The organism is Bradyrhizobium sp. 31Argb (genome assembly GCF_043638955.1).
GTDB lineage: Bacteria > Pseudomonadota > Alphaproteobacteria > Rhizobiales > Xanthobacteraceae > Bradyrhizobium.
Map to the genome: position 1 here is coordinate 1 of NZ_JBEGDB010000081.1, position 18,305 is coordinate 18,305.

Below are 18,305 nucleotides of genomic sequence, written 5' to 3' on the forward strand. Positions count from 1 at the left end.
GGGAATCGGGAGACACCCGAAGAATCCAATTCGCTCCGCTATGCAATACCCCCTAAGGCCATATGCGATTCCCCTACTCCTCGGGGTAGGGCAGACTTCCACTCGCACTTCTTGCGACTTGATTTTGCGCTGATCCTCTATGTGTCCCGCAAAAGCGTTAAGCGCGCATTAAGCGTCGAACCATTGTTCAGCCGCGCTCCTGCATGGTTAACGCGGCGAGGACATATGTCCGGAGCGAGCAGGCACAAAGCGCATGATCTGCTGCACAAGATCCGTGGGACGTTTGATCAGGATCTGCGCTCTGGGCGCTGGGCCCGTGATGCTGTAAAGCCGATCGTCATGCCAGACCTTGCTCAACTCGCCCTCTACTTCGCCGCGGCATTAGTGCTCGCCGTCACGCCCGGTCCGGGCATCTTCTACGTCGCTGCACGCACGCTCGCCGGCGGCCGTGCGGAAGGCGTGGCCTCCAGCGTTGGCACCGGGTTGGGTGGCATGGTCCACGTCGTCGCGGGCAGCTTGGGCGTTTCTGCCATCGTGCTGGCGAGCGCGGAACTGTTCACCGCGCTGAAGCTGATCGGTGCCGCCTATCTGATCTGGATAGGCCTTCGCACTTTCCTGTCCGCCCGCCGGGACACGTCGGCGGGTTTGAACGGTGGAACCGTCGCACCGCCGATCGGACCGCGGCGGGCGTTTCGTGAAGGCGTGCTGGTCGAGGCGCTGAACCCGAAGACAGCAGCCTTCTTCCTTGCCTTCGTTCCGCAGTTCGTGGACCCGGCCGAAGGCCACGTCGCTGTGCAGTTCGTCGTGCTTGGCTTCGTGTCGGTTGCGCTCAACACCCTCGCCGATATCGTGGTCGCCTTTGCGGCGAGCCGCATCCGCGAAGGCGCAGCAACACGTCCCGCGTTGATCCGCCGCCTGCGAGAGGCGTCGGGAGCTGCGATGATCGCTCTCGGCATCGGCCTCGTTCTGGCGAAGCGCCCAGCCGACTGATTGCCGGGCTGCGCTGCTTTCACGACCTGCCACCGCTCGATGGTCTTGTAGCGCTTCCTGGTCTAGCATGAAGCCCGGGGCGGGATCTCATCCCGTGGACGGTGATCGTGCGGTCCGACCGTGAAGCTCCAGCGCATACAAGGGGCGGAGCCATCTCCCTCGGCGGCGTCGGGTCCCCGTGGCGGCCATGGGCCGTGCTGGCGTGGGCCGCGCTGCTCTCCGCGCTGTTCTTGGCAATTCTCGTGTCGTTCAGACCGGCGGTCCCGGTCATCTGGGGCGACACGCCGCCCTTCGTGGAATCCGCGCTGCGCACGCTCGAGGCAGGACAGCCGATCGTGGCGGGTGGGCGCGATCCGGGCTACCCGACATTCCTGGCCATGACGTTCGCGTTCGGAGGCGACCTCGGAACAGTGGTGCGTCTGCAGCAGGCGGCCTGGGCCGCTCTGATGCTGGCGCTTGCGATAACCGCGCAGACGGCGACGCGCAGCGCCGTCGGGCTGGTGCCGATCATCCTGGTCGCGATCTATCCGGGCCTGCTGCTGTTCACGAACGTTCTCACCGCGGACCTTCTCTTCGCGGTCTTCCTCAATCTGGCAACGGCCGGATTGCTCGTTGCCGCCTGCGTCGATGGAGCGGCGCGATGCTGCGCGGTCGTTGCTTCCATCCTGTGCGCGGCGGTCGCGGCGTGCCTGAGATCGCAGGGACTCCTCGTTCCGATCGCTGCCATCCTGGTAGGCGTGCCTCTCGCGCGGCCGGCCACGCCCGCGCGCCTTGCGGTGATGGCCGTCTCCGTCGCCGCAGCGCTGGCGCTCCTCCTCGCCGGCTCCCGGTTCGGAGCTTCCAACTCCGACCAGGCCTCGGCCGTGTTCGTCCCCAAGACACTGTTCTGCAATCACCTGAACATCGTGCTTGCAAGCGACGCCGCGCGACGCGAGATCGTATCGGCGGCGGGCGACCGCGCCGATGCCACGATGGAGCGGCTTGCCGCCGACTTCGCCGCGGAGCCGGGCCGCTGGCCCGTGCTCGGGTTCTTCGGCGACGCGTGCCTCTTCGACACCGAACCGGATCGGGATCTCGCCGATAACACCGGAAATGCGGTCAGTGCGGCGGCAGCCTATTGGCGCATCTTCCTGGCCGCCCTGCGCGACCGGCCGCTGGCCTACGCAGGCAAGTTCGTCCGTCAGATGGCCTATGGCCTCGCGTCGGCATGGCCGCCTTATGCACTCGAGCCTGTCATACCGGTGTCCAGCGACGACGTGCCGCACGTGTCCGAGATCATGGCGCGGCACGGCCGGGCGCCCGAGCAAATCGATCTGCAAGGCGGATCAGTTCGGATCAGCCTGTTGTCCGATTTCCCGGGCATCGCCACCTATCTGTTCAAGGCATTGTCCGCTGCCTTCGTTATCGCCGTCATATTCTGGACGGTAGCCGCCGTGCGGCGTCGGTGCCCAGCTTTCGTGACGCGCGCAGGCATCGTGGTCGTGATGTGGGCGGCTTCGATCGCGACCGCCGCCGCCGCTCACACTCTCGACGTCTCGCGATATCTGATTCCCGCAGTGCCGATGGTGGGCCTCATGCTGTCCCTTTTCGCCGTCGAACTGACCGAGACGATAGGAGCTGATCACGCGGCCTCTGTTCGCGGATTCCCGTAGCCGGGTGGAGCGAAGCGCAACCCGGGGCATCTCTATCAACATCTACCGGCGGTCCCGGGTTACGCTGGCGCTTCACCCGGGCTACGGCACAAGGCTTATTGCGCCGTCTGCTGGCGCAGCTCCGCGACATCCTTCGCGGTGAGCTTCGAGCCCTTGGCGCCGAAACGGGCAGTGACATAGTTGGCAACCGCCGCGATCTCGTCATCCGAATAGGCGTTGCCGAACGCCGGCATCGAGAGCGCGCCGTCGGGCGTGGTGCGCTTGGTGCCTGACAGCACGATCTGCGCGACGTTGGTGGCCGCCGGATCGTTGACCGCCCACGAACCGGTCAGCGTCGCCGTCGGCGACACCAGGCTCTCGCCGGTCCAGCCGTGGCAGCTTACGCAGGCGCCCTCGAACACGATTTTGCCGCGGGCATCCGCGGTCACGCCTTCCTTGTGCGAGGCGGGCGCGGCAGGCGCCGTGGTCGCGGGCAGGTCGGGCGAGGGCTGCGGCGGCACGCTGCGCAGGTAGACGGCGATGGCGCGGACGTCTTCCGGCGCGAGCTGGCTCAGGCTGTTGTCGACTGCTTCGCCCATCGGCCCGGAAGCGGCGCCGTGGCCGAGCGCATGGCCGGTCGAGAGGTAGGAGACGAGCGCCTCATCGCTCCAATTGCCGAGGCCGGTGGCCTTGTCGGAGGAGATGTTGAAGGCGCGCCAGCCCGCCGTCACGGCGCCGGCAAATTTCTTGCGGTTGTCGAGCGCGAAGCCGAGATTGCGCGGCGTGTGGCACTCGCCGCAATGGGCGAGCGCCTCGGCGAGGTAGGCGCCCCGATTCCATTCCGGGCTCTTTGAGGTGTCGGGCGCAAAGCGCGTGTCCGGGTTGAACACCGCCGACCAGAACAGCATCGCCCAGCGCTGGTTGAACGGGAACGCCAGCGTATTCTCCGGCGCCGGCGCACGCACCGGCGGCAGGCTGAACAGATAGGCCTTCACCGCTAGCACGTCCGCATCCGTCATGTAGGTGTAGGACGCATAGGGCATCGCTGGATAGAGCATCGCGCCGTCATGGCGCTTGCCGCGCTGGACCGCGTTCAGGAAATCCTGGTCGCTGTAATTGCCGATGCCGGTTTCCTTATCGGGGGTGATGTTGGTCGAATAGAGCGTGCCGAACGGCAGCTTGAAGGCCAGCCCGCCGGCATATTCCTTCTCGCCCGGCTTGGTGTGGCAGACCATGCAGTCCGCCGCCTTGGCCAGATATTCGCCGCGCTCAACCTGGCTCGCTTTCTCCAGCGCCACTGGCGCGCCGGTCGGCTTGCCGGCGCGGTAGTCGGCGACGGCCACCTTGTTGCCACCGGAGAAATCAAGCGGGCCAGGACCACGGACGATCCAGACGCCGACCGCCACCGCCGCGATGACGATCACGGCAAGGCTCAACAGGATACGCATTGCCGGCCTCATGCCTTCTTCCCCACGGCGATCAGCGAACGGTCGATCGGCATCCGCCGCAGCGCTACGCCAGTTGCGGCAAGAATCGCGTTGCGCAACGCGGGCGGTCCGGCATTGACACCGGTCTCGCCGATGCCGCCGGGCGGCTCACCGCTCTTGACCACGTGCACCTCGATCTTCGGCATCTGGTCGATGCGCAGCATGCGGTAGTCATGGAAGTTGGACTGCTGCACGCGGCCCTTGTCGATGGTGATCTCGCCATAGAGCGCTGCCGTCAGCCCGAAGATCAATCCGCCCTCGAGCTGCGCCTTCACGGTATCAGGATTGACGGCGATGCCGGTATCGACCACCGAGACGACACGGCGCAGCCCCACTTCGCCCATCTCGTCGATCTCGGCCTCGACCACGGTCGCGATGAAGGTCTCGAACGACGGCTGCAGGCAGACGCCGCGGCCGACGCGCGGCGGCAGCGGCTGGTCCCAATTAGCTTTCTCCGCGGCGGAGTTGAGGACCGCAAGTGCCCGCGGCTTGCTCGTCAGCATGGCGCGGCGGAATTCGACCGGGTCTTTGCCGGCCTTGCGCGCCAGCTCATCCATCGCGCATTCGACCGCGAACACGTTGTTGTTCGGGCCGACGCCACGCCAGAAGCCGGTCGGCACCGCCGGCGGCTCGACACGGACATATTCGACACGAAAATTCGGGATGTCATAGGGCGCATCGACGGCGGCATCGATCGCGTCGATGTCGATGCCCTTCTGGAATGCCGGCGGTAGCCAGCGCGCCAGCACCGCCGAGCCGGCGACCTTGTATTTCCACGCCGCTACCTTGCCGTCGACCAGCGTCGCGGTGACGGTGTCGCGATAAACAGGGCGATAGACGTCGTGCTGGATGTCCTCCTCGCGGGTCCACACCACCTTCACAGGGTAATCGACCTGCTTGGCGATCCTCACCGCGGCAACGACCATGTCCGGCTCCAGCTTGCGGCCGAAGCCGCCGCCGAGCAGGTGGTTGTTGACTATCACCTTCTCGACCGGAAGGCCGGCGGCCTTCGCTGCTTCCGACTGCACCCGGCTCACGATCTGCGTGCCGGTCCAGACCTCGCAAGAATCCGGCTTGACATGGACGGTGGCGTTGATCGGCTCCATCGACGCATGCGCCAGGAACGGCATCTCGAAGCTGGCTTCGAACTTGTCACCGGTCGCAAGCCCCTTGGCGATGTCGCCGACCGATTTCGCAACCGCGCCGTCCTTCTCGCTGGCGGTGCGCAGATGCTGCCAGATTTCCTTCGAGCCGATCTTGGCGTTCGGCCCTTCGTCCCATTCGATCTTGAGCGCTTCGAGGCCCTTCTTGGCCGCCCACATGTGATCGCCGATTACGGCGACGAGGTCGTCGAGCACGACGATCTTGCGCACACCGGGGACTTTCTTCGCCGCGGTATCGTCGACTTTCCCGACCTTGCCGCCGAACACGGGACAGGCGGCGACGGTCGCGAACTTCATGTCGGGCAGCAGCGCGTCGATGCCATAGACCGCCTTGCCGTTGACCTTCTCCGGCGTATCCAGCCGCTTCAAGGGCTGGCCGATATAGACGAAATCCTTGGGGTCCTTGAGCGGGACGTCCTTTGGCGGCGTCTGGCCCTGCGCGGCGAGCGCCAGCGCGCCATAGCCGAGCTTGCGGTCGCTGGCGGCATGGGTGACCTCGCCCTTGGACGCCGTGCAGCTTGCAGGATCGACCTGCCATTCCGCGGCCGCGGCCTGCACCAGCATGGCGCGCGCAGTGGCGCCAGCGGTGCGCAACGGCTTCCACCAGGCGCGGATCGAGTTGGAGTTGCCGGTCACCTGCAGGCCGAAGGTGGGGTTGCCGTAGAGCTTGTCGTTCGGCGGCGCGTGCAGCAGTGCGACCTTGGTCCAATCGGCATCGAGCTCCTCGGCGAGGACCATCGAAATCGAGGTGTAGGTGCCCTGGCCCATCTCGACCTGCGGCATGATCAGCGTGGTATTGCCGGTCTCGTCGATGCGGATGAACGCATTCGGCGCGAACTTGCCCGCGGTTACATCAGGCGGCTGCACCGGCTCGTTCATGGCATAGCTCGCCGCGCGCAGCGGCAGATGGAAAGCGAGCAAAAAGCCTGTGGTGAGCCCACCGGTGAGGAGCGCGCGGCGCGAGACGCCGCCGGTGCTGTTTTCCTGGTGGAGTTTCTCTGCTGTCAGCATGATGCGCCTCCTACGACTGGCGGCCGGAAGCGGCCTGCTTGATCGCCTCGCGGATCCGCACATAGGTGCCGCAGCGGCAGATGTTGCCGGCCATCGCCGCATCGATATCGGAATCGTCGGGGTTCGGCGTCGCAGCCAGCAGGGCTGCCGCCGCCATGATCTGGCCCGACTGGCAATAGCCGCATTGGATCACTTCGAGATCGAGCCAGGCCTTCTGCACCTTCGCGCCGACAGGCGAATTGCCGACCGCCTCGATCGTGGTCACCGGCCGGTCGCGCACCGCGCTCACCGGCAGCACGCAGGAGCGCACCGCCTTGCCGTCGATATGCACCGTGCAGGCGCCGCACTGCGCGATGCCGCAGCCGAACTTGGTGCCGGTCATCCCCAGGATGTCACGCAGCACCCAGAGCAGCGGCATTTCGGGCGGCGCGTCGAAGGATTTCTGTTCGCCATTGATGGTGAGTATCGTTGTCATAAGCATACCCCAGATTCAGCGGCCGCGGGCAGCGGACGCGTCAACGAAACCGTATCGCATCGCGACGAGCTAGGAAGCGAGGACATGTTTCGCAATGCTAGTTCGTGCTAGCGATGCATAGGATGACGATCGTCATCACATAATCGTGTTCTAAGACATGCTGTCGAGAATGGATGACGGCCGCACCAAAGAACCGTGCGTTTTGAAAAGACGGCCTGAAGTGCCGAGCAGTGCAGCAACTGCTTAGAAAAGCGGCCGTCAGAGCTTATAGGCCGTGCGGAAGCCGCCCCAGTGCCGGCCGCGCACGCGGACAGGCACGTCGATCTCGCGCATCATCACCGTGGTGCCGTTGCCCATGTCGCGGGCGTAGCTCTGGATCAGATAGGCGCGCTGGTTGCGCCCGGCGGCGAGCCCCGCTGCATCGTTGAAGATGCGACGGTTGCGGCTGTTGGCGGCGTTGAAGGCGACATCGCCCGGCCGCTGCGGGTGCGAATAGATCTTGTTGTGCACCGGCAGATAGCCGTTGCGATCGATCATGGCGCAGAACGCCATCCGCGGATCCTTGGCGAGGAACGCCTCCTGGAACGGCGGCAGCGCGCGGTCGGCCCAATCCAATATCCTTGTGCGGTACTGCACCGGATTGGTGCCGGATATCTCGACATAATCAGTCTCGAACATGTCCTCGATCGTGAGGGCGCCGCTCGCGATCCCGTTCTCGAAGATCCTGGTCAGCGCCACGCCGGCTTCCATCGCGCGCATCACGAACTCGGTGTTCTCGTCGCGGATCGCCCATAATTTGTCTTCGATCTTTTCGAGCAGCCCCAAGGTCAGCGCCTCGAAGCGCGCCTGCGCGCCGGCCTTGGTCTTGTCGGCGATCCGGATCTTGACCGCGCCGACATCTTCAAGCGTGGCGGCAAGGCTCTGGTGCAGTTGCAGCCGTTCGGCCTCCGGTCCTGAGATCAGGATGCCGTCCATGGATATCTCATAGACCGGCGCGGTGATGATGCTGCCGCGCGCTTGCATCTCGAGCTTGAGGTTGCAGGGCAGCCGCTCGCCCTTGCGCGGGTCCTCGCGCTCGCCCTGCCGCAGCAGCACCGCGCAGCGCGATTTCAGCTTCTGGGCAAAGCTGGTCACCGCCCGGCCGGCCTGGGCGACGTCCTTGCCATGCGCTTCGGCCTCCCTGGTCGCATGATCGATCTCCGCGGCGCCGTCGCCGACCGCGACGATGAAGCTCGAGGCGGAGGCGGCATTCTGCGCGATCTCGCCGGTGGTCTTACGCTGCTCGGTCACCGCGCCGCGGACATGCTCGAACACCGGGCGAATCGCCTCGATCGACTGCGCGATACGGTGCACGGCATCGGCCGAGCCCGCGGCGTCCTTCTGCAGTGCCTCGATCTTCCTGGTGATCTCTTCGGTCGCGCCCTGGGTCTGCACCGCTAGCGCTTTCACCTCGGTCGCAACCACCGCGAACCCCTTGCCGGCGGCGCCGGCGCGCGCGGCCTCGATGGTCGAGTTGAGGGCGAGCAGGGTGGTCTGCCGCGCGATCTGCGCGATCAGGTTGACGACATTGCCGATCGCGGCGGAGGATTCGCGCAGCCGGTCGACATTGGCGCGGGCCTCGCGGGCCGCCGCGCCCGCTTCGTCGGTAAGTCGGCCGGCGTCGCGCACCTGCGCGCCGATTCCTTGCGCCGAATCGGTGAACTTGTCGGCGGCCTGCGAGAAGGTCTCGGCCGTGGTTTGTGCCGCATTGGTGCGGCCGGTCAGCGCATCCGTGCGCTCGCGGATGGTGGCAAGCGTCGCCGCGGTCGCCTCGGCCCCGCCGGCCACCGATTGGGCGGCGCGCTCGAGCTGCCGGATCAAGCCGCCGAGCTCGAGTTCGAGCAGTTCCAGGATCTCCTGGGCCGAGCCGGTATCGGGGGAGGTGTTATCCTCTGGCGCTGGCACCGTTGCGGCCGGAACTTTCGGTTCGACAGCCACCACCGGCTCCGGCACTCGCTTGCGAAACAAACCGAACGCCGCCATTTGGGTTCTCTTGCAAGTTGAAATGGACTGTCCGATTCTCTCATTCGTAGGTGAAGTCGTGGTTAACGGCTGCCTGATTTTCCGGCAGGCGGCACGGCCGGCATGCCAGATCACGCCGCAAGTCTTTGATTTTGGCCTGTCGGGGGCCTATAACGCCGCGCCTCATCCCCTTTTTCGAAAGACGATTCCCAAGGGACCTCGCATGGCCGGCCATTCCCAATTCAAGAACATCATGCACCGCAAGGGCCGGCAGGATGCCCAGAAGTCGAAGCTGTTCGGCAAACTGGCCCGCGAAATCACCGTCGCGGCCAAGCTCGGCACCCCCGACCCCGCCATGAACCCCCGGCTGCGCGCCGCGATCGTTGCCGCGCGGGCGGAAAACATGCCGAAGGACAATATCGAGCGCGCCATCAAGAAGGCCGCCGGCAATGAGGGCGAGAACTATGACGAGATCCGCTACGAGGGCTATGGCCCCGGCGGCGTCGCCGTGATCGTCGAGGCCCTGACCGACAACCGCAACCGTGCCGCCTCCGACATCCGCTCCTACTTCACGAAGTCCGGTGGCAATCTCGGCGAAACCGGCTCGGTCGCCTTCATGTTCGACCGCACCGGCATCATTGAATATGACCACAAAGTCGCTTCCGACGACGCGATGCTGGATGCCGCGATCGAAGCCGGCGCCGACGACGTGGTGTCGAGCGAAAGCGGCCACGAGGTCTACGCTTCGCAGGAATCCTTCCGCGAGGTCGCCAAGGCGCTGGAAGGGAAATTCGGCGAGCCGCGCAAGGCGGCGCTGACCTGGAAGCCGCAAAACACCATCGCCGTCGACGACGAGACCGGCGAGAAGCTGTTGAAGCTGATCGACCTGTTGAACGAGCACGACGACGTGCAGAACGTCTTCGCCAATTTCGAGATCTCGGACGCGCTGATGGCGAAGATGGGCGGCTAACTTCATCTCTCTCGTGATGCCGTCATGGCCGGGCTTGACCCGGCCATCCACGCGTTTCCACGCGTGCTGAAGGACGTGGATGCCCGGGACAAGCCCGGGCATGACGGGGTGGGTGTGGTGGTCGCTTTCCCCGTGCATGACCTCCCCGTTTGTGTTTCGTTCTCGAAACGCAGCGGTTATCACTACTCCATGACAGTCCAGCCGATTCGCAAGCCCACCCGCATCCTCGGCATCGACCCGGGCCTCCGCCGCACCGGCTGGGGCGTGATCGAAGTCGAGGGCAACCGGCTGGTTTTCGTCGGCTGCGGCTCGATCGAGCCGTCGGAACGGCTGCCATTGGCGAGCCGGCTGCTCGCGATCCATGAGGGGCTGGCTGCGGTGCTCGGCGACTACAGCCCCGAAGAGGCCGCGGTCGAGCAGACGTTTGTCAACAAGGACGGCGTCGCGACGCTGAAACTCGGCCAGGCCCGCGGCGTCGCCATGCTGGCGCCTGCAATGTTCGGCATCGAGGTCGCCGAATATGCGCCGAACCAGGTCAAGAAAACCGTCGTCGGCGCCGGACACGCCGAGAAGAACCAGATCGCCGTGATGCTGAAGATCCTGCTTCCCAAGGCCGAGCCGCAATCGCCCGACGCCGCCGATGCACTCGCGGTTGCGATCACGCATGCCCATCACCGCCAAAGCACCGCGCTGCGGCTGAGAGTAGCCAGCCTATGATCGGCAAATTGAAAGGCCTCATCGACTCCTACGGCGAGGACTACGTGATCCTCGATGTCGGCGGCGTCGGCTATCAGGTGCATTGCTCGGCGCGCACGCTGCAGGCGCTGCCCTCGCCGGGCGAGGCCGCGGTGCTCTCGATCGAGACCTATGTGCGCGAGGATCAGATCAAGCTGTTCGGCTTCCGCACCGACAACGAGCGCGAATGGTTTCGCCTGTTGCAGACCGTGCAGGGCGTCGGCGCCAAGGTCGCGCTCGCCGTGCTCGGCACGCTGCCGCCTTCCGACCTTGCGAACGCGATCGCGCTGCGTGACAAGGCCGCGGTCGCCCGCACACCCGGCGTCGGCCCGAAGGTCGCCGAGCGCATCGTCAGCGAGTTGAAGGACAAGGCGCCCGCCTTTGCCAATGTCGATCCCGCCGTGGTCCATCTTGCCGGCGCCATCGACAATGAGCGCGCGCCGCGTCCGGTGACGGACGCGATCTCCGCCCTCGTCAATCTCGGCTACGGCCAGCCGCAAGCCGCCGCCGCCATCGCCGCCGCCTCGCGCAGCGCAGGCGAGCAGGCGGAAACGGCGCAGTTGATCCGGCTCGGCCTGAAGGAGCTCGCGAAGTGAATGCTCAGACCGTAGGGTGGGCAAAGCGGAGCGTGCCCACCATCAACACTCCGCTCGTCATGGTGGGCACGCTTCCGCCTTCGCTCTTCGAGCTACGGCGGACAAGTCGCTTTGCCCACCCTACGATCGGCACGGAGCCGGCGTCGTGAACCCGCCCTCCCGCATCGTCACGCCCGAGCGTCGCGCCGATGATGTCGGTGACACGGCGCTGCGTCCGCAATCGCTGTCCGAATTCGTCGGCCAGGCGCAGGCGCGCAAGAATCTCTCGATCTTCATCGAGGCCGCGCGCAAGCGCGGCGAGGCCCTGGACCATGTACTGTTTGTCGGGCCCCCGGGTCTCGGCAAGACCACGCTGGCACAGATCGTCGCGCGCGAGCTCGGCGTCGGCTTTCGTGCCACCTCCGGCCCGGTGATTGCAAAAGCCGGCGATCTCGCCGCGCTTCTGACAAATCTCGAAGAGCGCGACGTCCTCTTCATCGACGAGATCCATCGCCTGAGCCCGGCGGTGGAAGAGGTGCTCTATCCGGCGATGGAGGATTTCCAGCTCGACCTCATCATCGGCGAGGGCCCGGCCGCGCGCTCGGTGAAGATCGAATTGGCGAAATTCACCCTCGTCGGCGCCACCACGCGCGCCGGCCTGCTCACCAATCCACTGCGCGACCGCTTCGGGATTCCAATCCGGCTGAATTTCTACACCGAGGAGGAGCTGGAGAAGATCGTCACCCGTGGCGCCCGCGTGCTCAACATCGGCATGAGTCCTGACGGTGCCAACGAGATCGCCCGCCGCGCCCGCGGCACGCCACGCATCGCCGGCCGCCTGCTGCGCCGGGTCCGCGATTTTGCGTCCGCAGCCGACGCCACGTCGGTCGACCGCGCTATTGCCGATCACGCGCTCTCCGCGCTTGAGGTCGATGCCGCCGGCCTGGATGCGATGGACCGCCGCTACCTCAGCACCATCGCGATGAACTATGGCGGCGGGCCGGTCGGGGTCGAGACGATGGCGGCGGCGCTGTCGGAGCCGCGCGATGCGATCGAGGACATCATCGAGCCCTATCTGATCCAGTGCGGCTACCTGCAGCGCACGCCGCGCGGCCGTCTCCTCACCTCGCACGCCTTCCGCCATCTCGGCCTCGCCGAGCCCTCGCGCGATCCCTCGCAGTTCGGCCTGTTCGGCAACGACGACGATTGATTTTGCATTCCCGTAGCCCGGGTGGAGCGAAGCGTAACCCGGGGCCGCTCGTAAACGTTGGCGCAGGAGTCCCGGGTTGCGCTGCGCTCCACCCGGGCTACGGAATCGCGCGTTCACATCCTCGTGCTGGACAACCCCTGACAATCTGCACAAACGCACCGCAATTCCGCTCCAATCGGACCCCATCAACGAGGGGCATCACCGATCATCCCCATGTTCTCACGGCGTCAATTTTTCAGATCCATCGGCGGCCTCACCGCCCTCACTGCGTCGACCTCGGCCTATGGCTTTGGCGTCGAGCCGGTCTTGCGGCTCCGCGTCACGCGTTACCATCTCACCCCACCGCGATGGCCGGTGGACTTCCCGCTGAAGATCGCCGTGATCGCCGACCTGCACGCCTGCGATCCCTGGATGTCGCTGGAGCGCATCGAGACGATCGTCGCGCGCACCAACGCACTTGAGCCCGACATCATCGTCATGCTCGGGGACTACGTCGCCGGCCACCGCCATGTTACGCGCTTCATTCCAGCAAGCGAATGGGCCGCGGTGCTGGCGAACCTCAAGGCGCCGCTCGGCGTGCACGCGATCCTCGGTAACCACGATTACTGGGACGACAAGACCGTGCAGCGCGAGGGGCAGGGGCTGACGGTGGCCCATCGCGCGCTCGAAGCGAACGGCATTCCGGTCTACGAGAACGATGCAAAGCGCCTGACCAAGGCCGGCCGCCCGTTCTGGCTCGCCGGCCTCGGCGATCAGCTCGCCTATATGCCGGCACGGCGTTTCCGCCCCGTGCGCCGTATCGGCGTCGATGATCTCGGCGCGACGCTCGCGAAAGTCACGGACGATGCGCCGGTCATCCTGCTGGCACACGAGCCTGACGTCGCGCTGCGCGTCCCCTCACGCGTGGCGCTGCAATTGTCCGGCCATACCCATGGCGGCCAGGTCCGCCTGCTCGGCTGGTCGCCCGCGGTGCCGCCGCGGCAGGGCGTCGAGCTCGCCTACGGCCACCTGCGCACCAATTGCGACGTCATCGTCTCCGGCGGCCTCGGCTGCAGCATCATGCCGTTCCGCATCGGCGTTCCCCCGGAGATCGTACTGGTGACGCTCGGCAAGTCCGGGCCGGCGATGGCGTAAGCTTATATTGGTTGGTCTCTGTGCAGTTGTGACGCAAGCTGTTAGCATTGGCGTCATGAGTTTGACTGGCGAAGACACCGAGAAGCTCCACGCTCTCCGAGCGGCGATCGACGAAGGGATGGCCGACGTCGAGGCTGGACGGGTTGTCCCCTGGGATTTGGAGGAGTTTCTGGAGCAGGCTCGCGAACGCGCGGCGTCGAGTTCAAAATGAACGTTTCCCTCGACGGCGAGGTCCGCGACGGCCGCCATCACATGCAGGTCCGCGTCTATTACGAGGACACGGATTTCCCTGACTGGACGTTGTCGTATTAGGCAGTACTCATCGTTCCTGTTTTGTGGCGGTCTTCTGAGAAAAGCTTCATGCTGAAAAGGGCAGCGGCATTCAGGTACGGTGTGTATTCGTAGGGCATCCGCTTGCGCACCGGATGCACTATAATGCAGTCGACCAAGTTACGGAAAGCGTCCCTCATCTCGGCCATCATCACCAGGACCGCACCCGACGGACCGATCACCGGCTCGACTTCAGCGCCTGGACGATCGACGCAATCATCGTTGGGTCCGCACCACGACCGGCCAGAGTTTCTAAGGTAGCGCGCATGACCGTCCGTTCCCGACGCGAAGTCGTCACCTTCAAGAACTCTTTCCGGGTCAGGGGCATCGATAGACTGTTGCCCGCCGGCGCCTATGAGGTCGTCATCGACGAGGAGACGATCGAGGGGCTATCGTTCGAGGCGTTCCGCCGCGTCGCCACCATGATCAAGGTGCCGGTGGAAGGCTCGCGCGGGTTGGCGATGCAGGTGGTCTCGATCGGCTCTGTCGATCTGGCCGACGCCCAACGCATCGACGCGAGCGCATCCGATGGCTGACGAACCGCTCGATCTCGACAGTCACCGCGGCGTGACGGCGCAAAAGGCAACCGACATCCGCCGTGCGCTCGCGGAGGTCGAGACCCATGCACGGGAACTGCGCGAGCGCCGGGCCGAGGTGGAGGACCATCTGTTGTCAATTCCCGCCGCGTCATGGCCGGAGGCGGCCGCCAAGGCGCGCTATATACTCAAGCTGTACGCCGCGGGCCTGCCGCCCGAAGACACAAGGCACCGCGATCTCGTCGCAGCCGTGCTTGAGGATTTTGTCCGGCTTGCCGAGCAGAGCTGAGTCGGGTACCGCGGCACGCTTATGAAGGAGTGGCTGACATGACGCTCACGCACGGTCGCTTCATCGCTTACGAATACGACAGGATGGTCGTTCTGTTCTCGATGCTCGACGGCGAGAAGGAGATTCCCTGCGCGGTCTCGACCTCCGCCATGGATGAACTGGAAGGTGTGGTGCGCGCGAGAGCGGGTCAGCGTGAGGCACAGGAGGCTGAATACCGAATACTCGGTCGGATGCTCCGCGACGCAGCCAGGCACGAGAAATATGCCACGATCGTGGACATCTCTCGCCAGCTCGCGCTGACGGGCTATCGACGCAGCGAGATGATCGGCTTGAAATGGACGGAAGCGGACACCGAGTCGAGTTGCTTGCGGTTGGACGACAGTAAGGAGGGTGAATCCATCCGCCCCATAGGGCTGCCAGTCGTCGAATATCTCGAGCGACGGCGCCCGGATAATGTCTGCACACACGTCTTCCCGGGGCAGGGCGAGGACAACGCATTCGGCAGCTTCCCGAACCATTGGAAGCATCTCTTCGAGGACTCCCCACTATCCGAATTACTCCTCACGTCCTACGCCACAGCTTCGCGAGCATCGCCAACGATATCGGCTTTACCGAGGTGACCATTGCGGCGCTGGTCGGCCATGCCAAGGGTTTGGTGACAAGCAAGTACATCCATACGCTTGACACGGCGCTCATCATGGCTGCGGATACGATCTCTGGCTATATTCAAGGGCTCCTTGACGGCATCGAGTTCAAGCAAACCGCCTACGCGTTGGACCGCGATTCGCGAAAGGCCGCGCTGGCTCGCTTTCTGAAGAGGGCTTCGGGCGCCGATTCGATCGAGGCCGAAGAGGCGGGCCGCTTGGCTGCCTAGGTGCCGTTGGCCAACATCAACCATGACGCAATCGCTTTGAGGCGGCGAGTATCTTCGGCCGCTAAGGGGAATACCATATGGCAGCCCATCTCTAGCCCGTCGCGTAGCGCAGTGCTGTCATCAAATCCGGGAGGGCTGACCGGATGCGTGAAGAGCGGCTACGCGTCAGAGTGCGAGCGCGTCCTCATTCGGCGGTGTAGTCAAGAGCGGACGTCGCCGGAGATCCCAGAAGGACTAAACGGCGAGATGTCAGGCACACACGTCAAGGTCGACCTTGGCAGCTACGAACCGTGGACGCGCGCGCCGCTGTAGCGACTGGTCAGTGGAAATGGAGTCTTATCACCGACCGAGATTTAGAAGCCACAGTCTCTGTAGTCCCTTCTGGCAAGCCGGAAATGCGAGCCGACAGCAATGAAGTCAACATCCAGACATTGATTTCCTCGACGATATTGGCCCAAACCGTCGCATCGAAGGTATTCGAGATTGATCCGCCAGCGCTTCTCGTGCGGAGAGTAGGTTGCAAAATCATTCTGGGCGCTCGGAGGCCCCTTGCAGATGGCCGCGATATATTGTCGAACTTCGGCAGGCAGATCGTCGATATGATGAGGATTCCAAGGATCATTCTTGGTGACGGCGCTGCCCATGGAAGCAGCCGTCGCCACACTGCAAAGCAGAAGGAAAAGGGCCAACAACGAGGTTCGCATTGTCATTCGGCACTCCTCTGTGAGTGGCTAACAATCCGACCGAGGCAAATGGGCTGGTCTACTACTCTGACCGTGCGGTCTATTGCTCCCTGAGATCACGCGTCCTCGGCATAGACAATCCTCATCCCGACGAAACTATGGATCTCGCCGCAGGCGTCAGCGCGCGAAAGCGACCGGTGCGAGATAGCTATCGCGCGCTCCGGGCTTCTCGGCCGGGAAGGGCGGGAAGGGACTGGCGCGATGAAGCAGTTCGAGCGCCTCCCGGTCGAGCACTGTATTGCCTGACGATTTGGATATTTCGCTTGCGATCACTTCCCCCGCACGATTCAGGTCGAACCGCAGCACCGTCGTTCCCGAGGCACCATGCGCCGCCGCCGGGTACCTTTTGAAGCGTTGTAGATGACCGAACACGAGGGCGTTATAGGCCTTCGCGCTTGCCTGTGAGAACTGACCGGCATGCTCCGTCTTCGGCGGCGCGCGCGTCTCGGGCGCGAGCGGCTGTACCTGCGGCTTTGGCTCCTCGATTTGCTTTGGCGTCTCTTGAGGCAGGGTGACTTCGGCCTGTGCTTGCGGAGGTGGCGGCTGTTCGACCTTCTCGACTGGCTGCTCCTGCTTGGGCTGCTCCTTGGGTGTCTCCTCCGCCTGTTGCATGGTCGGGCCGACCGCGATGTCCTGGTTCTGGACCTCGGGCGAACTAGCTTCGATTGGGGCGAGGGTCACGCTTATCGCAGGAATGATGTTTGGCTCGACGGGCCTGCGGGAATACCACAGTGCAATGGCGGCCACGATTGCGGCATGCGCGAGCAGGATTGCCAGCGCCGCTAGCATCCAACGTGATAGGCCGCGATTGTCAGGCAGATGCAGGGCGTGGGCGTTCATGGCTTCGTCGCCGGCGCTTCAAGCCCAACCAGGGCAAGCTTGAGATAGCCGGCGTCCCGTAAGGTGTTCATAACCTCGATCAGCTCGCCATAGCTCAGCGACTTGTCGGCTCGGACGAAGATCGTTTCGTCCTTGTGGTTGTTGGTGGCAGTATCCAGCGCACGAGCGAGGGCTTCGCGCGCCACAACGTTTTCGCCGACGGCAATGGTCCGGTCCGGTTTGATCGTGACGAAAACCGGCTTGTCCGGGCGAGGCTGCTCGGGTGCCGTGCTCGCGGGAAGGTTTACGCCGATGTCGACGGTCGCAAGCGGCGCGGCTACCATGAAGATGATAAGCAGCACCAGGATCACGTCGATAAAGGGCGTGACGTTGATCTCGTGCTGGATCTCGAGATCATCGCCGTTCGAACGAGAACCAAGACGGACGGCCATGGCGATCACTCCGCAGCGCGTGGCAGGACCACATCGCGGGGCTGCCCGCGGCTGATCAGAAGCAGGAGCTGCGCCGAGGCGTCACTCAGGAGCGCGCGATAGCCGGCGATCACGCGGGCGAGATGGTTGTAGATCACGACGGCCGGGATAGCGGCCACAAGCCCGAGCGCGGTGGCGAGCAGCGCCTCGGCAATGCCGGGCGCAACCACCGCCAGGTTCGTGGTATGGGATTCCGAAATGCCGATGAAAGAGTTCATGATCCCCCAAACCGTGCCGAACAGGCCGACAAAGGGGGCCGTCGCGCCGATGGTGGCAAGAATGCCAATGCCGCGCGAAATCTCTCGCGTCATCGCCGCTTCCACACGTTCCAGCCGAAGCGCGACACGCTCCTTGAAGCCGTCGTCGACGATACCGTCGGACAGTTCCGCCTCGCGCGCCGTCGAGAGGATCAGCTGCGCGACAGCATCGCGGTCGCCATTGCATTCATGCGCCGCCTCCGTGAGGCCGCCGCCTTCCTCCAGCATTCTCACCCGCCGCAGCGCGCGGCCCCTCCCGACGCGCAGTTCGATGGTCTTGGCAAGCCAGACCGTCCAGGTCACGAGCGAGGCGAAGGCGAGCCCGATCATGACAGCCTTCACGACGATATCGGCGTTGAGGAACATTCCCCACGGCGACAGATTCCGCGGCAGCAGGGAATCCGGAACTTGCGCGACCGCAGGCTGCGAGTGGATGGCGAGGGCCGCAAGAATGAGGCCACTCGGCAGCAGCCGGAGCCAAATTCTGCGCTGAGGCTTTGTTTTGCTGTATTTCATCTCGTTCTTTCTCGTCTCAATCGGCCCCCACTTTTGCCCCTACCTGTGGGCCTGCTCGCGCTAACCAG

18 protein-coding genes and 2 pseudogenes are annotated in these 18,305 nt (G+C 64.7%); 12 read left to right on the forward strand and 8 right to left on the reverse strand.

The genetic code is table 11. The features are described from left to right. Nucleotides 1–339: 339 nt before the first annotated feature. Entirely contained in the window at nt 340–990 is a 651-nt protein-coding gene (locus AAFX91_RS17650) for a LysE family translocator (RefSeq protein ID WP_130579348.1), read from the forward strand. Nucleotides 991–1,184: 194 nt separating this feature from the next. Further along, nucleotides 1,185–2,642, forward strand: a complete 1,458-nt coding sequence (locus tag AAFX91_RS17655; RefSeq protein WP_130579346.1) for a hypothetical protein — start codon at nt 1,185–1,187, stop codon at nt 2,640–2,642. 95 nt (nt 2,643–2,737) lie between these two features. Here AAFX91_RS17655 and AAFX91_RS17660 read toward each other — a convergent pair whose 3' ends face one another. The 4 genes from AAFX91_RS17660 to AAFX91_RS17675 all read right to left on the reverse strand — a co-directional run bounded on the left by AAFX91_RS17660 (nt 2,738) and on the right by AAFX91_RS17675 (nt 8,779). Next, nucleotides 2,738–4,081 carry a cytochrome c gene (locus tag AAFX91_RS17660; protein WP_130579344.1) on the reverse strand — a complete coding sequence of 448 codons (1,344 nt, stop codon included), beginning with the start codon at nt 4,079–4,081 and terminating at the stop codon, nt 2,738–2,740. Further along, nucleotides 4,078–6,282, reverse strand: coding sequence for a molybdopterin cofactor-binding domain-containing protein (locus AAFX91_RS17665; RefSeq protein WP_394567274.1), 2,205 nt, complete (start codon nt 6,280–6,282; stop codon nt 4,078–4,080). Before AAFX91_RS17665 ends, AAFX91_RS17660 begins: the two co-directional genes overlap by 4 nt. A gap of 10 nt (nt 6,283–6,292) precedes the next feature. Beyond that, on the reverse strand, nt 6,293–6,757 hold the full coding sequence (locus AAFX91_RS17670) for a (2Fe-2S)-binding protein (protein ID WP_394567275.1): 465 nt from the start codon (nt 6,755–6,757) through the stop codon (nt 6,293–6,295). 258 nt (nt 6,758–7,015) lie between these two features. Beyond that, on the reverse strand, nt 7,016–8,779 hold the full coding sequence (locus AAFX91_RS17675) for a methyl-accepting chemotaxis protein (RefSeq protein ID WP_394567276.1): 1,764 nt from the start codon (nt 8,777–8,779) through the stop codon (nt 7,016–7,018). Nucleotides 8,780–8,981: 202 nt separating this feature from the next. Between AAFX91_RS17675 and AAFX91_RS17680 the strand changes: the two genes are divergently transcribed. The 10 genes and pseudogenes from AAFX91_RS17680 to AAFX91_RS17725 all read left to right on the forward strand — a co-directional run. Beyond that, nucleotides 8,982–9,728, forward strand: a complete 747-nt coding sequence (locus AAFX91_RS17680) for a YebC/PmpR family DNA-binding transcriptional regulator (protein WP_130579337.1) — start codon at nt 8,982–8,984, stop codon at nt 9,726–9,728. 189 nt (nt 9,729–9,917) lie between these two features. Then, complete coding sequence (gene ruvC / locus AAFX91_RS17685; RefSeq protein WP_130579366.1) at nt 9,918–10,445, forward strand: crossover junction endodeoxyribonuclease RuvC; 528 nt, start codon at nt 9,918–9,920, stop codon at nt 10,443–10,445. Next, nucleotides 10,442–11,059 (forward strand): Holliday junction branch migration protein RuvA, encoded by a 618-nt coding sequence (gene ruvA, locus AAFX91_RS17690; protein ID WP_028163700.1) that lies wholly within the window; start codon nt 10,442–10,444, stop codon nt 11,057–11,059. Before ruvC ends, ruvA begins: the two co-directional genes overlap by 4 nt. 145 nt (nt 11,060–11,204) lie before the next feature. Beyond that, nucleotides 11,205–12,248 (forward strand): Holliday junction branch migration DNA helicase RuvB, encoded by a 1,044-nt coding sequence (gene ruvB / locus AAFX91_RS17695; RefSeq protein ID WP_130579333.1) that lies wholly within the window; start codon nt 11,205–11,207, stop codon nt 12,246–12,248. 213 nt (nt 12,249–12,461) lie between these two features. Beyond that, on the forward strand, nt 12,462–13,382 hold the full coding sequence (locus AAFX91_RS17700; protein WP_394567277.1) for a metallophosphoesterase: 921 nt from the start codon (nt 12,462–12,464) through the stop codon (nt 13,380–13,382). A gap of 55 nt (nt 13,383–13,437) precedes the next feature. Beyond that, nucleotides 13,438–13,593 (forward strand): hypothetical protein, encoded by a 156-nt coding sequence (locus tag AAFX91_RS17705; protein ID WP_394567278.1) that lies wholly within the window; start codon nt 13,438–13,440, stop codon nt 13,591–13,593. Continuing rightward, a pseudogene (locus tag AAFX91_RS17710) lies at nt 13,590–13,670 on the forward strand (acyl-CoA thioester hydrolase); the annotation flags it as partial. The gene AAFX91_RS17705 and the pseudogene AAFX91_RS17710, both read left to right, overlap by 4 nt. A gap of 308 nt (nt 13,671–13,978) precedes the next feature. After that, the gene (locus AAFX91_RS17715; RefSeq protein WP_130579329.1) at nt 13,979–14,248 is read left to right on the forward strand and encodes a hypothetical protein; all 270 of its coding nucleotides are present in this window, start codon (nt 13,979–13,981) and stop codon (nt 14,246–14,248) included. Continuing rightward, a complete protein-coding gene (locus tag AAFX91_RS17720) occupies nt 14,241–14,537 on the forward strand; it encodes a hypothetical protein (protein WP_130579327.1) in 297 nt (98 codons plus the stop codon). The genes AAFX91_RS17715 and AAFX91_RS17720 overlap by 8 nt, the downstream gene beginning before the upstream one ends. A gap of 191 nt (nt 14,538–14,728) precedes the next feature. Then, nucleotides 14,729–15,411, forward strand: a pseudogene (locus tag AAFX91_RS17725) (tyrosine-type recombinase/integrase); the annotation flags it as partial. 353 nt (nt 15,412–15,764) lie between these two features. Here AAFX91_RS17725 and AAFX91_RS17730 read toward each other — a convergent pair. The 4 genes from AAFX91_RS17730 to exbB all read right to left on the reverse strand — a co-directional run bounded on the left by AAFX91_RS17730 (nt 15,765) and on the right by exbB (nt 18,237). After that, nucleotides 15,765–16,121, reverse strand: coding sequence for a hypothetical protein (locus AAFX91_RS17730; protein WP_130579323.1), 357 nt, complete (start codon nt 16,119–16,121; stop codon nt 15,765–15,767). 150 nt (nt 16,122–16,271) lie between these two features. Continuing rightward, nucleotides 16,272–16,994 (reverse strand): TonB family protein, encoded by a 723-nt coding sequence (locus AAFX91_RS17735; protein WP_394567279.1) that lies wholly within the window; start codon nt 16,992–16,994, stop codon nt 16,272–16,274. Then, nucleotides 16,991–17,425, reverse strand: coding sequence for a TonB system transport protein ExbD (gene exbD, locus AAFX91_RS17740; protein WP_394567285.1), 435 nt, complete (start codon nt 17,423–17,425; stop codon nt 16,991–16,993). The genes AAFX91_RS17735 and exbD overlap by 4 nt, the downstream gene beginning before the upstream one ends. Nucleotides 17,426–17,430: 5 nt before the next feature. Further along, nucleotides 17,431–18,237 carry a tonB-system energizer ExbB gene (exbB, locus tag AAFX91_RS17745; RefSeq protein WP_282527459.1) on the reverse strand — a complete coding sequence of 269 codons (807 nt, stop codon included), beginning with the start codon at nt 18,235–18,237 and terminating at the stop codon, nt 17,431–17,433. Nucleotides 18,238–18,305: the final 68 nt, after the last annotated feature.

What these genes read in the sequence shown, in the direction of transcription:
- AAFX91_RS17650 (WP_130579348.1), top strand. Translation starts at nt 340, where the DNA reads ATGCCAGACCTTGCTCAACTCGCCCTCTACTTCGCCGCGGCATTAGTG.
- AAFX91_RS17660 (WP_130579344.1), bottom strand. Translation starts at nt 4,081, where the DNA reads ATGAGGCCGGCAATGCGTATCCTGTTGAGCCTTGCCGTGATCGTCATC.
- AAFX91_RS17665 (WP_394567274.1), bottom strand. Translation starts at nt 6,282, where the DNA reads ATGCTGACAGCAGAGAAACTCCACCAGGAAAACAGCACCGGCGGCGTC.
- AAFX91_RS17670 (WP_394567275.1), bottom strand. Translation starts at nt 6,757, where the DNA reads ATGACAACGATACTCACCATCAATGGCGAACAGAAATCCTTCGACGCG.
- AAFX91_RS17675 (WP_394567276.1), bottom strand. Translation starts at nt 8,779, where the DNA reads ATGGCGGCGTTCGGTTTGTTTCGCAAGCGAGTGCCGGAGCCGGTGGTG.
- AAFX91_RS17680 (WP_130579337.1), top strand. Translation starts at nt 8,982, where the DNA reads ATGGCCGGCCATTCCCAATTCAAGAACATCATGCACCGCAAGGGCCGG.
- ruvC (WP_130579366.1), top strand. Translation starts at nt 9,918, where the DNA reads ATGACAGTCCAGCCGATTCGCAAGCCCACCCGCATCCTCGGCATCGAC.
- ruvA (WP_028163700.1), top strand. Translation starts at nt 10,442, where the DNA reads ATGATCGGCAAATTGAAAGGCCTCATCGACTCCTACGGCGAGGACTAC.
- AAFX91_RS17700 (WP_394567277.1), top strand. Translation starts at nt 12,462, where the DNA reads ATGTTCTCACGGCGTCAATTTTTCAGATCCATCGGCGGCCTCACCGCC.
- AAFX91_RS17705 (WP_394567278.1), top strand. Translation starts at nt 13,438, where the DNA reads ATGAGTTTGACTGGCGAAGACACCGAGAAGCTCCACGCTCTCCGAGCG.
- AAFX91_RS17715 (WP_130579329.1), top strand. Translation starts at nt 13,979, where the DNA reads ATGACCGTCCGTTCCCGACGCGAAGTCGTCACCTTCAAGAACTCTTTC.
- AAFX91_RS17720 (WP_130579327.1), top strand. Translation starts at nt 14,241, where the DNA reads ATGGCTGACGAACCGCTCGATCTCGACAGTCACCGCGGCGTGACGGCG.
- AAFX91_RS17730 (WP_130579323.1), bottom strand. Translation starts at nt 16,121, where the DNA reads ATGACAATGCGAACCTCGTTGTTGGCCCTTTTCCTTCTGCTTTGCAGT.
- AAFX91_RS17735 (WP_394567279.1), bottom strand. Translation starts at nt 16,994, where the DNA reads ATGAACGCCCACGCCCTGCATCTGCCTGACAATCGCGGCCTATCACGT.
- exbD (WP_394567285.1), bottom strand. Translation starts at nt 17,425, where the DNA reads ATGGCCGTCCGTCTTGGTTCTCGTTCGAACGGCGATGATCTCGAGATC.
- exbB (WP_282527459.1), bottom strand. Translation starts at nt 18,237, where the DNA reads ATGAAATACAGCAAAACAAAGCCTCAGCGCAGAATTTGGCTCCGGCTG.